This window comes from Streptomyces sp. Root1304 (assembly GCF_001426405.1).
Lineage (GTDB): Bacteria > Actinomycetota > Actinomycetes > Streptomycetales > Streptomycetaceae > Streptomyces.
This window is the reverse complement of record NZ_LMEP01000006.1, coordinates 32551-46445: the sequence shown is the minus strand read 5'-3', so window position 1 is coordinate 46445 and position 13895 is coordinate 32551. Positions and strand designations below refer to the sequence as shown.

Here is a 13895-nt window from a genome sequence, read left to right as displayed (position 1 = left end):
GCCGCGCCGCCCGGCCCCCGGGCTACGGTCGGTCCATGAGCACGCGCGCGTACGGACGGACCTCGTGGCCCTGGGCGGCCGCGGCCGTCCTGCTGTTCTGGCAGACCTGGTACGTCTGCCATGTGTTCGCCACCGAGTACTCGGGCGTGCGGTGGGAGTGCGACCCCGACGGCTGCGCCACCAACCAGCTCGCGGGCGGCGCGCTCTTCATCGCCGTCCCGTCGCTGATCGCCGCCGCCGTGATCGCGGCCCCGTTCCTCGGGGCCGCCGGAGCCGGCATCGCCCTCCTCCTCGCCGCCTTCGGCCTCCTGATGGACCGGGAGGACGACGAGGCGGTCGTCTGGGCCTACGGCCTCGCGGCGCTCGGCGCCGTCCTGGTGGTGGCGGGCGTCGTACGGGCGATACACCACAGGGGCGGCGGGCCGAGCGACACCGCCGAGCCCCAGGACCCCGCTGCCGGGCCGCAGGCCGGGGACCCCGTTCCCGAGACCGCCCCGGCCGGCGCCGCCCGCCTCCCGCTCCGCGCCCTGCTGCGCCAGGCCGCCGCACCCGCCACCCTCGTCACGGCCGTTCCCGCCGCCGTCGCCACCACCGCCCTGGTGCACGGGGTCCTCGAAGGCCCCCGGTGGGCGATGATGCTCGGCCTGAACGGCACCGTCGCACTCCTGGTCGTGCTCGGTCAGGCGCGGCTGCGCCACCGGCCGGGCGTCGCGCGCGGCCCCGTGACCGGGCCGGACGCCGCCCACTCGCCCGCGCGACTGCACGCCCTCACCACCCGGGGCACCTCCTTCGTCTTCGACCTGACCGTCCTGCCGGACGCGGGAGACCCCTACCGGATCGAGGTCGAGCACCCCCTCGACCTCCAGCACGTCCACGTCCACCGCGCGGCCGTCGTCCGCCACGACCCGCGCCGCCCCTGGCGGGTCGACCTCCCGCAGCACCCCCCGGCCGCCGCCCTGAGCCGCGCCCGCGCCGACGCCGCCCGCGCGGAGGACATCCCCCCGGCGGCACGCCTGCGCGTACCCGCGCCCGGGACCGCCGCCCTGACCATCGCCGTGCTGCTCGCCGCGGTCCTGACGACCGCGCTCGCGATGGCCTGAATTAATCCATGGCGCGCGCCGGGCCGTTGCGGCTACGGTGACCGCCGTACGAGATCGCGAGCATCACGCGCCGCGAAAGACACACACAGGAGGTGTGACCGATGGCTGTCGTCACGACGGGCCTTGCCCTCACGCAGAAGTTCATCCACTCCACCTCCGTGGCCACCGGCTGACCTCACTTCTCACCCACCGTGCCGGGGCCACCCCTGTGAAGGGTCCCCCTTGTCTTTCCCGCTTTCCCCGCTCACCTCTCTCTCCACTTCCGGCTCGCCGCTCGACGCCCACGGCTGGGACTCGGGCTGGGCCGCCGCCTTCGCTCCGTACGCCGCCCAGGGACTCGTCCCCGGCCGGGTCGTCCGGGTCGACCGCGGGCAGTGCGACGTCGCCACCGCCGACGGGACCGTGCGCGCCGACACGGCGTTCGTGACCCCGCACGACCCGCTCCGGGTCATCTGCACCGGCGACTGGGCCGCCGTCGACCCCGAGGACGCCGGCGACCCCCGGTACGTACGGGCGTGCCTGCCGCGTCGTACGGCCTTCGCGCGGTCCACCTCCTCCAAGCGGTCCGAGGGCCAGATCCTCGCGGCCAACGTCGACCACGCCGTCATCACCGTCTCGCTCGCCGTCGAACTCGACCTCGGCCGCATCGAGCGCTTCCTGGCCCTGGCCTGGGAGTCCGGTGCCCAGCCGACCGTGGTCCTCAGCAAGGCGGACCTCGTCCCCGACGCGACCGGCCTCTCGTACCTCGTCGAGGACGTCGAGACGGTCGCCCCCGGCGTCCAGGTGCTGCCCCTCAGCTCGACCACGGGCGAGGGACTCGACGTGCTCTCCGCGGTCGTCGCGGGCGGTACGACCGTGCTGCTCGGCGTCTCCGGCGCCGGGAAGTCCACCCTCGCCAACGCCCTCGTCGGCGAGGACGTGATGGACGTCCAGGCCGCCCGTGACATCGACGGCAAGGGCCGCCACACCACCACCACCCGCAACCTCTTCGTCCTGCCGGGCGGGGGAGTCCTCATCGACACCCCCGGACTGCGCGGGGTCGGGCTCTGGGACGCCGAGGCCGGCGTCGGACAGGTCTTCGCCGAGATCGAGGAACTGGCCAAGGACTGCCGCTTCCACGACTGCGCCCACGAGGCGGAGCCGGGCTGCGCCGTCGCGGCGGCGATCGAGGACGGCTCCCTTCCGGTGCGCCGCCTGGAGAGCTACCGCAAGCTGCTCCGCGAGAACCGGCGGCTCGTCGCCAAGACCGACGCCCGGATGCGCACCGAGATGCTCAAGGACTGGAAGCGCAGGGGCGCCGAGGGGCGCCGGGCGATGGAGCTGAAGCGGGGGCACGTCCGCTGACGGGCCGACGGTACGGAGGGGAGCACGGCGCTCCCCTCCGTACCGCCCCCGCCCCCGTACCGTCGTGTCCGAAATCCGCGAGCCGGGTGTCGTCCCGGGCCGCACACTGGGAGGCGTGAAGGACGACGACACCCGCTACGAAGCGGTCAGCAGCAGGGACGCCCGGTTCGACGGCGAGTTCTTCTTCGCCGTGCGGACCACCGGCATCTACTGCCGCCCCAGCTGCCCGGCCGTCACCCCCAAACGGCAGAACGTCGCCTTCTTCCCGACGGCCGCCGCCGCCCAGGGCCACGGCTTCCGCGCCTGCCGCCGCTGCCGGCCGGACGCCGTGCCCGGTTCGGCGGCCTGGGACGTCCGGGCCGATGTCGTCGGGCGCGCCATGCGGATGATCGGCGACGGCGTCGTCGACCGCGAGGGCGTGCCCGGCCTCGCCGGACGCCTCGGCTACAGCACCCGGCAGGTGCAGCGCCAGCTCACCGCCGAGCTGGGCGCCGGGCCCGTCGCGCTCGCCCGCGCCCAGCGGGCGCACACCGCCCGTCTGCTGCTCCAGACCACCGGACTGCCGGTCACCGAGATCGCCTTCGCGGCCGGTTTCGCCAGCGTCCGCCAGTTCAACGAGACCATCCGCGCCGTCTACGCCCGCACCCCCAGCGCCCTGCGCGCCGAGGCCGGCAGCGGTGCCGGGGCCCGTACCGCGCTCGCCGCCGGGGTGCCGCTGCGGCTCGCGCACCGGGGGCCGTACGCGGCCGGCGAGGTCTTCGACCTGCTCGCCGCCGAGGCCGTCCCCCGGGTGGAGGAGGTCCTCGGCGCCCCCGGCGCCCGCACCTACCGGCGGACGCTCCGGCTCCCGTACGGCACCGGCGTCGTCTCCGTCGACGAGCGCTCCGCCGGGCGCTGGCTGGAGGCCCGCATCCACCTCACCGAGCTGCGCGACCTGACCACCGCCGTGCACCGGCTGCGCCGCCTCTTCGACCTGGACGCCGATCCGTACGCCGTCGCCGAGCGCCTCGGCGCCGCCCCCGGGCTCGCCGCCGAGGTGGCCGCCCGGCCCGGGGTCCGCTCCCCGGGCACGGCCGAACCGGAGGAGTTCGCCCTGCGGACCCTCCTCGGGCCCAGCGAGGCGGCCCGGCTGGCCGAGTCCCACGGCACGCCGCTGGCCACCGCCTGCGGCACCCTCACCCATGTGTTCCCCGAGCCCGGGGCCCTCACCGGCCATCCCGTCGCCGGCCCGCTGGCCCGCGCGCTCGCCGACGGGACCGTACGCCTCGACCCCGGCGCCGACCGCGACGAGGCCGAGCGGGCGCTGCTCACCGTCCCCGGCGTCACGGCGGCGGCCGCCGCCCTGATCCGGATGCGGGCGCTCGGCGACCCCGACGTACCGTCGGCGGGCGGTCCGGACGCGGAGGAATGGCGCCCTTGGCGCTCGTACGCGACGCACTACCTCAGGACGCCGGCGCGGGGGAGCGCAGCGTAGGGCTGTCGCTGAGGACGGGGCCCAGGGCGTACGACCCGCTTCCGGCGCGACCCTCCCGGCCGCGTCAGCCCCAGATCACCGCGCCCGCCCACGCCCCCACGATCAGCAGGCACGCGAACAGCTCGACGAGCACGCTCGTGCCCGCCGCCCGCATCACCGCCCTGGTCGCCGCCCCGGCCTGCCCGTGGCCGCCGAGCCGGAGCCGCTCCGAGAGGTAGATCCCGCCGATGAACCCCGGGATCGCGCCGAGCACCGGGATCAGCACGAATCCCAGGAGCGCGCCCGACCCGGCGTACGCCACCATCCGCCGGGTGATGCCCACGCCCCGGAAACGGCGGGGTGGCAGCTGCCACACGACCACCTGGGTGAGCAGCAGCAGACCCGTCGCCGAGGCCAGCATGAGCCAGGCGAGGTCCGTCCGCTCGTGCAGCGACCACCACAGCATCGCGGCCCACACCAGCCACGTCCCCGGCACGCCGGGGGTGAGCACCCCGAACAGTCCGAGCAGCATCACCGTCGCGATCAGCAGGAGCTGCCACACACCCATCTGCCCAGGGTGCAGGAATCCGGGCGTTCTCGCAGGTCAAGGGCGACGGACGGAGTACGGGCCGGTCAGCCGGCCACGGGCAGGGCGGCGGCCACGAGATTGCGCTCCCCGCGTCCGACCAGCGGAAAGACGATCTTCAGGGAGGTCTCGTCGTGGGGCGAGGAGACGACGAAGGAGGAGTTCAGGAACCGTTCCCTGATCCCGGTACGGACCAGGCCGGCCCGCTGGAAGGTCATCGTGTGCTCCACCGGCTTCGCGAACACCGGGTCGGCGCGGAAGACGTGGAAGCGGCGGTCGGTCATCACCAGGTACATCGGCGTCGGCACCGGGATCACCGCCATCGCGCCCCCGCTGAGGACGGCCGAGGCCACGCCGAACGCGGCGGTGCGGCGCGCCGAGACGGAGCTGAGGTTCACGACCGTCGTCACCTCCACCCGCTCCCCGGGCTCCAGCATCGGGGTCACGGTGGCCAGCAGGGCGCGGCGGCGCCTTCCGTTCATCGGTGGTGCTCCTGAGGGGTCGTACGCGAGAGGGGGAACCGGGCGCTCACCCTGCCACAGCCCCCGGCCTCAGCCGCGCGCCACCCACCCCTTCTCGTACGCGTGCCAGCCCAGCTGCAGCCGGGTCGTGACCCCGGTCAGCTCCATCAGGCCCTTGACCCGCCGCTGCACCGTCCGCAGGCCCAGGTCCAGCTGCTTCGCCACGCTCGCGTCCGTCATCCCGGCCAGCAGCAGCGACAGGATCTCCAGGTCCATGACGTCAGGGCCGGGCGCCTCGTCCTCGGTGATCTGCGCACCCGCCCCGAGCCGCAGCGGCAGCGCCTCCCGCCACACCGACTCGAAGAGCCCCATCAGCGATTCGAGGAGCCCGCTCGCGTGCACCACGATCGCCGCCGGCTCCACGCCCCGCCCGGTCAGCGGCACCATCGCCAGGTTCCCGTCGGCGACCACCAGCTTCGTCGGCACCCGGTCCGCGACCCGGATCCTCTCCGCGCGGCCGAGCGCCGCCGAGAGCTCCAGCAGCCCGGAGGGGAGCGTCAGGACCTCGCGCTCGATGACCACCCGGTAGCGCACCCCGCGCCCCGCCGCCTGCTCCTCCGCGTCGTTCTCCAGACCGGAGACCGCGATCGGCTTGCCCGTCACCAGGGCGCAGACCTCCTCCTGCGCGCCCAGCTGGAGCTGGAGGAAGCGGTGGGTGACGGCGCTCGCGCCGGTCACCACCTCCACCAGGTCGTGGACGGCCGCCTCCGCCGCCTCCGCCCGGTACTCCTCGGCGAGCAGCGCGGCCGCCAGCTCCGCCTGCTCCAGCTCGTGCCGCTGCTGGGTCAGCAGGGCGCCGAGCGCCACCCCCGGGGGCGCCGCCACCCAGCGTCCGGTCCGGGCCGAGGACTGCGCGGCGAGGCCCTGCGCCTCCAGGCGGCGCAGCGCCCGCTCGGTGTCGTGCTCGGGCAGCGCGAGCCGGTGCGCCAGGTCGGTCACCTCGGCCGCGCCCAGCGCGACCAGCGCCCGGTACGCGGACTCCTGGCGCTCGTCGAGTCCTATCGCTCCCAGCATGGATTGCCCCACCCCTCGCCCCACCTGCGGCGGGCGTACCGGATCTTCCCGGGACGTTCACCGGAGGCATTCGTTCCGTTGGTGACCTGGCGGGAAACGGCCACGGCGTATTCCCGCCTCGCCCATCATCCCTGTACCGCCCTCACCTCTGCCAATGTGGCGCCACCGCAGCACCAACAGCCTCTGGAGACGGGTGCCTTGTGCCCTTTATCCGGAATCAGATGGGGAGAGCGATGCGCCCGATTTCGCGTACGGCCCTGGGGGCGGCGACCGCCGTCGTCCTGGCCGTCACCGCAGTCGCGCCGTCCATGGCGAATGAGCCGCAGGACGGTACGGCCGGCAAGAGACCACTGGTGGGCAGCGAGGCCTCGGCCCGCGCCGGCGACCGCGCCGCCACGGTGACCCTGGTCACCGGCGACCGCGTCGTGGTCACCCACGACGCCCAGGGCAACCCGGCCGCCACGGCCCTGCCCCGCGAGGACGGCACCGTCCCCCTGGTCCAGACCCGCCGCTCCGGCCAGGACCTGTACGTCTACCCCGAGGGCGCCACCACCGCGCTCGCCGCCGGACGCGTCGACGAGGAACTCTTCAACGTCACCGGACTCGTCCGCCAGGGCTACGACGACGCCTCCACCGGCACGCTCCCCCTCATCGCGGTCTACGGCTCCGACCTCGCCCGCTCCGTCCCCGCCGCCCCGCGCGGCGCCCGGCGCGGCCAGGTCCTCAGGACCGTCGACGGCGTCGCGCTCACGACGGAGAAGAAGCGGGCCGCCACCTTCTGGGCCGACGTCAACACCCCCACGGCCCGCTCCGCCGCCGGGATCACCAAGCTCTGGCTCGACCGCAAGGTCAAGGCCACCCTGGAGCGCTCCACCAAGCAGGTCCACGCCCCCGAGGCCTGGGCCGCCGGATACGACGGCACCGGAACCAAGGTCGCCGTCCTCGACACCGGCGCCGACGCCGAGCACCCCGACCTCAAGGGCCGGATCACCGCCTCGGAGAACTTCACCGACTCCGAGACCGCCGGCGACCACCAGGGCCACGGCACCCACACCATCTCCACCGTCGGCGGCACCGGCGCCGCGAGCGGCGGCAAGAAGAAGGGCGTCGCGCCCGGCGCGGCCCTCCTCAACGGCAAGGTCCTCAACGACTCCGGCTCCGGCGCCACCTCCTGGATCATCGCCGGCATGGAGTGGGCCGTCGCCCAGGGCGCCGACGTGGTCTCGATGAGCCTCGGCAGCACCGAACCCACCGACTGCACCGACCCGATGAGCGTCGCGGCCGAGGAACTCGCCCAGAACGAGGGCACGTTGTTCGTCATCGCCGCCGGCAACTCCGGGCCGACCCACAACACGGTATCTTCGCCCGGCTGCGCGCCCAGCGTGCTCACCGTCGGCGCCACCGACCGCGACGACTCCACCGCGTACTTCTCCAGCGGCGGCCCGACGATCGGCAGCCACACCCTCAAGCCCGAGATAGCGGCGCCCGGCGTCGGCATCTCCGCCGCCGCGGCCGGCGGCCGGGGCGTGTACGCCTACCGCTCCATGTCCGGTACGTCGATGGCCACCCCGCACGTCGCGGGCGCCGCCGCCATCGTCAAGCAGCGCCACCCCGACTGGACCGCCCAGCAGATCAAGGCGGCGCTGGTCGCCTCCGCCGACAGCTCCGTCCCCGGCGACGTCCGCGAGGTCGGCGGCGGCCGCCTCGACGTCAAGGCCGCGATCGACCAGACGGTCCTCGGCGCCCCCGCCGTCCAGGGCGGCACCTTCAACTGGCCGCAGGACAGGAGCGACCGCACCACGGTCTCCGTCCCGTACACCAACACCTCCGACGCCCCCGTCACCCTGAACCTGGCCGTCGAGCGGGTCACCGGCAACGACGGCTCCCGCGTGCGGAGTTCGGTCGCCCGTCTCGGCCAGCGCACCGTCACGGTCCCGGCCGGCGCCACCGTCCGGGTCCCGCTGGACCTCGACCCCGCCGCCCGTCTCGACGCCGCCCAGTACGGTGACGTCACCGGCCGCGTCCTCGCCACCGCCGCCGGCGGCGTCCACGTCTCCACCCCGTTCTCGCTCTACGTCGAGCCCGAGACGGTCACCCTCCGCGTCAAGATGATCGACCGGCTGGGCAAGCCCGCCGACGGAGCCTCCTCCCTCGACGTCATCGGCACCGACGACGCCAGCGGGGAGCGCCGCTTCAACGAGGGCGCCGCCAGCCAGGTCTACCGCCTGCGCCCCGGCAGCTACTTCCTCTCCTCCTTCGTCACCACCCCCGACGCGGGCGAGGGCGCCACGCTGAACGACTCGCTCAGCTACCTCGGCCGCCCCCAGGTGGAACTGAAGAAGGACACCACCGTCGTCCTCGACGCCCGCAAGGCCCACAAGCTGTCGGTGAAGACCGACCGGACCTCCGAACTCCGCGGCGCCACCCTCGCGTTCGCCCGCTCCTGGGACGACTTCTGGCTGCACGCCGGAACCGCCTCGGGCCCGCGCACCATCCGCGGCTACTACGCCTCGGTCGAAGGCCGGGCCGACGAGGGCGACTTCGAGTTCGGCAGCTACTGGCGCGCCGGAGCCCCGCAGATCACCTCGCTGCGCACCACCGACGGCCTGGCGCTCCACCCGCTGACCGCCTCCATCGCGTCCGACAACCTCGACGGCGCCGGATCCGCCCGGCTCGTCGACGCCGGAACGGGCACCCCGGACGAGCTGAAGGCCGCCGGCGTCCAGGGCCGTATCGCCCTCGTCCGGCTGCCCGACGACTCCACCGCGGCGGGCGCCATCGCCCGCAACGCCAAGACCGCCGGCGCCGTCGCCGTCGTCGCGTACCACTCGGCCCCGGGCCGCTGGTACCCGAGCGGTGGCTTCACCGGACTGGGACTGCCGACCCTCTCCGTCCCCGCCGACGAGGCGACCGCGCTCCTCGGCAAGCTGACCGCCGGCGAGGTCACCCTCGCCTGGCAGGCCACGGCGAAGAGCCCGTACCTCTACAACCTCGCCTTCCCCGAGACCGCCGCGATCCGCGACGACAAGAACTACCGGGTCCGCGACGGACAGCTGGGCCGCACGGACGCGAGCTACGGCTCGTCCGGCATCACCACCGACTTCACGGACTTCCCGGCCGCGCACCGACCGAACGGCGTCGCCGTCTCCTTCGGCTCCCTGGAGACCGTCCCGGCGCCCGGCACCCGCACCGAGTACTACTCCACGGGTGACACCGCCTGGTCGCAGATGGTCAACAGCAGCTTCCCGTTCGGCGAGCTGATGATGGGCGCGCACCACACGTACACGCCCGGCGAGAAGCGCACCGAGAAGTGGTACGACGGCGTCATCGCCCCCACCGCCCCGCGCGACACCACCGGCAAGCCGGTTCTCGCGGCCGAGCGGCAGGGCAACATCATCGGCTTCGCCTCCGCCATGTGGGGCGACAGCACCCACCACGCCGAGGCCGGCTCCTTCGGTGACATCGGCAACGTGCGCCTCAGCCGCGACGGCGAGGTGCTGGGCGAGAACGGCTGGCCCTTCGGTGCCTTCGAGGTACCGGCCGAAGCCGGGACGTACACCCTCGAACAGAACATCATGAAGATCGGCAGCAGGGTGTGGGCCCGCTCCACCTCCGTCAACTCGGTGTGGAAATTCACCTCCAAGCTTGACGAGAGCGTCTATTCTCAGGGCATCCCGATTCTCTTCCCCCGGTACGACCTTCCGGAGGACGGACTCAAGACCCTCGCCGCGACCGACGGCCAGCAGATCGGCCTCACCGCGACGGGTCACGCGGGCTACACCCCCGCAGCGCTCACCTCGGCGAAGCTCTCGTACTCCTATGACGGGGGCACGACCTGGACCGAAGCGCGGGTCTCCCAGCAGGGCGGACAGTGGACCGCGACCGTGAACCACGCGGGCGCGGCCGGCAAGCCGGTCACCCTGAAGACCGAACTGACGGACGCCAACGGCAACTCCGTCACCCAGACCGTGGTCCGCGCCTACGACGTGCGCTGATCACGCCGGTCCGCCGGGCGTCCTTCCCGTGGGGGGTGGGGCCGCCCGGCGGACCACCCATTTGCAGCAACGGTTTTCCTGATGTCCCGTTTTCGGATGCCCTGCGGTGTGGACAATAGGGGCATGACTCAGCAGGGGGACAACTGGTGGGACAAGCTCTACGACGAGTCGGCGCCGGACACGGCCCCGACGGTCTCGGGTGACACGCTCGACGACCACTTCGCCACGGCACCCCGAGGCCCGGACCCGAAGACGGGTCCGGGCCCGACGGCGGTCCCGGGGCCCACGGCGCCCCCGGGCGCGAAGGCCGCCCCGGCGCCGGGGCGGGAATCGCCCCCGGGTGCGACCACGGCCGGGCCCACGCCCTGGGAGGCACCCTGGGAAGCCCCGCCGGTCGGCCCGCGGACCTTCCCCGGACCGCCCCCGCCTCCGCCCGTCGAGGCGCCCACCGTCCAGGTCAGGGTCCCGCTGACGGAACCGGCGCCTCCGGACGAGGAGGGCCAGGCCCCCGAGCCCGGCGCCGGAGCGTACGGAGCGGAAGACGACGCCGGAAGCGGAGACGGGGACCTCACCGTCCAGGTCGCCGTGCCCCGCCCCCGTACCGGATTCGTCGGGAGCCGGCCGCCGACCTACGAGCCCGAGCCGACCGCCCTGCCCGTCGCCCGGCCCGGCGAGCTGGGCGAGCTGGTCGCCGACACCGTGCTCGACGGCGCCCGCTACGGCACCTGCACCCTGCGCGCCGCCTCCGTACGCGGCGACTCCGCCCGGTACCGGGGCGAACCCCGGCGCGACGCCCTGCTCACCGCCCGCTTCGGCCACGACGAGACCGCGCTCGTCCTCGTCGCCGTCGCCGCCGGCTCCCGCGCCGCCGAGGACGCCCACCTCGCCGCCGCCGACGCCTGCCGGTGGATCGCCGAGGCCGTCTGCCGCAGCCACGCCCGGCTCTCCGAGGACATCAGATCGGGCCGCCGGGGCGACCTGAAGTCGGGGCTGCACCGGCTCACCGACCGTACGTACGGCAAACTCCGCGCCCGCGCCGCCGAGCGCGGCCTCGCCGCCGACGAGTACACCGCGACCCTCCGCTGTCTGCTCGTCCCCGCCGACCCCGAGTGCCGCACCCGGGTGTTCTTCGGCATCGGCGCCGGCGGTCTGTTCCGGCTGCGCGACGGTTCCTGGCAGGACCTCGAACCGCTCCTGCCGGAGCCGGCCGCCGTCACCGGCGCCGCGGTCGTCGGCTTCGGTTCGCCGCCCGCCGTCCCCGAGCCCACCGACCCCGCCTCCTCCGCCGCCGAGGCGACCGAGGAGGGCGACCGGCTCACCATGGACCTGGGCATCACCACCGCCCCGGGACCGCTCGTCGAGGAGCCGGTGCCGCCGCCCGCCGAGCCCTTCCGCTTCCGGGCCTCCGTCGCCCGCCCCGGCGACACCCTGCTGCTCGCCTCGTCCGGCCTCGCGGAACCCATGCGCGGCGAACCGGCCCTCGCCGGCGAGCTCGCGGCCCGCTGGACGGGCGCCGAGCCGCCCGGCCTGGCCGCCTTCCTCGCGGACACCCAGCTGCGGGTGACCGGTTACGCCGACGACCGTACGGGGGTGGGTGTCTGGGAGGCGTAACCGGCCGCGCCGTGTGTTGATGGAGCCATGGCCAAACAGAACGTGGCGGAACAGTTCGTCGACATCCTCGTGCGCGCGGGCGTCAGGCGCCTGTACGGCGTGGTCGGTGACAGCCTCAACCCGGTCGTCGACGCGATCCGCCGTACCCGTGACATCGACTGGATCCAGGTGCGGCACGAGGAGGTCGCGGCCTTCGCCGCGGGCGCCGAGGCCCAGATCACCGGCGGCCTCGCCGCCTGCGCGGGCTCCTGCGGGCCGGGCAACCTGCACCTCATCAACGGTCTGTACGACGCCCACCGCTCGATGGCCCCCGTGCTGGCCCTCGCCTCGCACATCCCCTCCAGCGAGATCGGCCTCGGCTACTTCCAGGAGACCCACCCCGACCAGCTGTTCCGCGAGTGCAGCCACTACAGCGAACTGATCTCCAACCCGAAGCAGATGCCCCGGCTGCTCCACACGGCGATCCAGCACGCCGTCGGCCGCGGCGGCGTCAGCGTGGTCTCGCTGCCCGGCGACATCGCCTCCCAGCCGGCCCCGGAGGGGGCGGTGGAGACCGCCCTCGTCACCACCCGGCCGACCGTCCGCCCGGGCGACGCCGAGATCGACGCCCTGGTGCGGATGATCGACGAGGCCGACCGGGTGACGCTCTTCTGCGGCAGCGGCACGGCCGGGGCACACGCCGAGGTCATGCAGTTCGCCGAGCGGATCAAGGCCCCGGTCGGGCACGCCCTGCGCGGCAAGGAATGGATCCAGTACGACAACCCGTACGACGTCGGCATGAGCGGACTCCTCGGCTACGGCGCCGCCTACGAGGCCACCCACGAGTGCGATCTGCTGATCCTGCTCGGCACCGACTTCCCGTACAACGCCTTCCTGCCCGACGACGTGAAGATCGTGCAGGTGGACGTCCGGCCCGAGCACCTCGGCCGCCGCTCCCGGCTCGACCTGGCCGTCTGGGGCGACGTCCGCGAGACGCTGCGCTGCGTCGTCCCGCGCGTCCGCGCCAAGACCGACCGCAAGTTCCTCGACAAGATGCTCAAGAAGCACGCCGACGCGCTCGAAGGCGTGATCAAGGCGTACACCCGCAAGGTCGAGAAGCACGTCCCGATCCACCCCGAGTACGTCGCCTCGGTGATCGACGAACTCGCCGACGACGATGCCGTGTTCACGGTGGACACCGGCATGTGCAACGTCTGGGCGGCCCGCTACCTCAGCCCCAACGGGCGGCGCAGGATCATCGGCTCCTTCAGCCACGGCTCGATGGCCAACGCCCTGCCGCAGGCCATCGGCGCGCAGTTCACCGACCGGAACCGGCAGGTCGTCTCGCTCTCCGGCGACGGCGGCTTCTCCATGCTGATGGGGGACTTCCTCACCCTCGTGCAGTACGACCTGCCGGTGAAGGTCGTGGTGTTCAACAACTCCTCGCTCGGGATGGTCGAACTGGAGATGCTGGTCTCCGGACTCCCCTCGTACGGAACGACCAACAAGAACCCGGACTTCGCGGCCATCGCCCGCGCCGCAGGGGCCCACGGCATCCGCGTCGAGAAGCCCCGACAGCTGGCCGGCGCCCTCAAGGAGGCCTTCAAGCACAAGGGCCCGGCCCTGGTCGACGTCGTCACCGACCCCAACGCGCTGTCCATCCCGCCGAAGATCAGCGCCGACATGGTGACCGGCTTCGCCCTCTCCGCCAGCAAGATCGTCCTGGACGGGGGAGTGGGCCGGATGGTCCAGATGGCGCGCTCCAACCTGCGCAACGTGCCCCGACTCTGAGGGAATGCGGACGATTTGGCGGGGCATGCATCCCCGTGAGCCTGTTCGACGCGATCTGTGGGTGGGGGTTATGGCCGGGGAGGCACGACAGCCGACTCAACTTCTCAGAAAGGTGGGATGCGCGGATCTCACCGCGGTGCCGGAGGTGCGACATGCCTTGCGTGAGCTGCTGCGGAAGTGGGGCGGACCGGGCGCCTCCGACGTGGCGGAACTGCTCACCAGCGAACTGGTGACCAACGCCCTGATCCACACCGAGCACGGGGCCGTCGTGACCGCGACGGTCGTGCCCGAGCAGCTGAGGGTCGAGGTCCGGGACTTCGTCCCCGGGCTCGCGCCGCCGCACGTACCGCCCGCCGACGACGGTACGCACGGCAGGGGACTGGTCCTCGTCGAGGCCCTGGCCGACTCCTGGGGCGTCGAGGACCACGTGGTGGGCAAGGTGGTGTGGTTCGAACTGGACGGCGGGGCCGCCTGAGGGGCGGCCCCGCCGTCCAGGCGCGG

Annotated in this window: 10 protein-coding genes; 7 read left to right on the top strand and 3 right to left on the bottom strand. The window is 73.7% G+C overall.

What is annotated here, in order from left to right; genetic code table 11:
* Window positions 1-35: 35 nt before the first annotated feature.
* The 3 genes from ASD33_RS10600 (at window position 36) to ASD33_RS10590 (ending at window position 3918) form a co-directional block, all read left to right on the top strand.
* Window positions 36-1100, top strand: a complete 1065-nt coding sequence (locus tag ASD33_RS10600; RefSeq protein WP_056557172.1) for a hypothetical protein — start codon at window positions 36-38, stop codon at window positions 1098-1100.
* A gap of 222 nt (window positions 1101-1322) precedes the next feature.
* On the top strand, window positions 1323-2444 hold the full coding sequence (gene rsgA, locus ASD33_RS10595; protein WP_056557168.1) for a ribosome small subunit-dependent GTPase A: 1122 nt from the start codon (window positions 1323-1325) through the stop codon (window positions 2442-2444).
* 64 nt (window positions 2445-2508) lie between these two features.
* A complete protein-coding gene (locus ASD33_RS10590; RefSeq protein WP_277922084.1) occupies window positions 2509-3918 on the top strand; it encodes a DNA-3-methyladenine glycosylase 2 family protein in 1410 nt (469 codons plus the stop codon).
* A 64-nt stretch (window positions 3919-3982) separates the two neighbouring features.
* On the opposite strand, the gene ASD33_RS10585 is transcribed toward ASD33_RS10590, so the two are convergent.
* The 3 genes from ASD33_RS10585 to ASD33_RS10575 all read right to left on the bottom strand — a co-directional run bounded on the left by ASD33_RS10585 (window position 3983) and on the right by ASD33_RS10575 (window position 6018).
* Window positions 3983-4465: a DUF456 domain-containing protein gene (locus ASD33_RS10585; RefSeq protein WP_056557163.1), complete on the bottom strand. Its 483-nt coding sequence runs from the start codon at window positions 4463-4465 to the stop codon at window positions 3983-3985.
* Window positions 4466-4530: 65 nt separating this feature from the next.
* A complete protein-coding gene (locus ASD33_RS10580; RefSeq protein WP_056557160.1) occupies window positions 4531-4965 on the bottom strand; it encodes a hypothetical protein in 435 nt (144 codons plus the stop codon).
* Between the two features lie 69 nt (window positions 4966-5034).
* Complete coding sequence (locus ASD33_RS10575; protein ID WP_056557157.1) at window positions 5035-6018, bottom strand: LuxR family transcriptional regulator; 984 nt, start codon at window positions 6016-6018, stop codon at window positions 5035-5037.
* A gap of 233 nt (window positions 6019-6251) precedes the next feature.
* On the opposite strand from ASD33_RS10575, the gene ASD33_RS10570 reads away from it, so the two are divergent.
* The 4 genes from ASD33_RS10570 (at window position 6252) to ASD33_RS10555 (ending at window position 13869) form a co-directional block, all read left to right on the top strand.
* Window positions 6252-10013 carry a S8 family serine peptidase gene (locus ASD33_RS10570; protein ID WP_056557154.1) on the top strand — a complete coding sequence of 1254 codons (3762 nt, stop codon included), beginning with the start codon at window positions 6252-6254 and terminating at the stop codon, window positions 10011-10013.
* A 123-nt stretch (window positions 10014-10136) separates the two neighbouring features.
* On the top strand, window positions 10137-11624 hold the full coding sequence (locus tag ASD33_RS10565) for a protein phosphatase 2C domain-containing protein (RefSeq protein ID WP_056557151.1): 1488 nt from the start codon (window positions 10137-10139) through the stop codon (window positions 11622-11624).
* A 27-nt stretch (window positions 11625-11651) separates the two neighbouring features.
* A complete protein-coding gene (locus tag ASD33_RS10560) occupies window positions 11652-13394 on the top strand; it encodes a pyruvate dehydrogenase (protein ID WP_056557148.1) in 1743 nt (580 codons plus the stop codon).
* Window positions 13395-13464: 70 nt separating this feature from the next.
* Window positions 13465-13869 (top strand): ATP-binding protein, encoded by a 405-nt coding sequence (locus ASD33_RS10555; protein ID WP_056557144.1) that lies wholly within the window; start codon window positions 13465-13467, stop codon window positions 13867-13869.
* The last annotated feature ends 26 nt before the right edge of the window (window positions 13870-13895 follow it).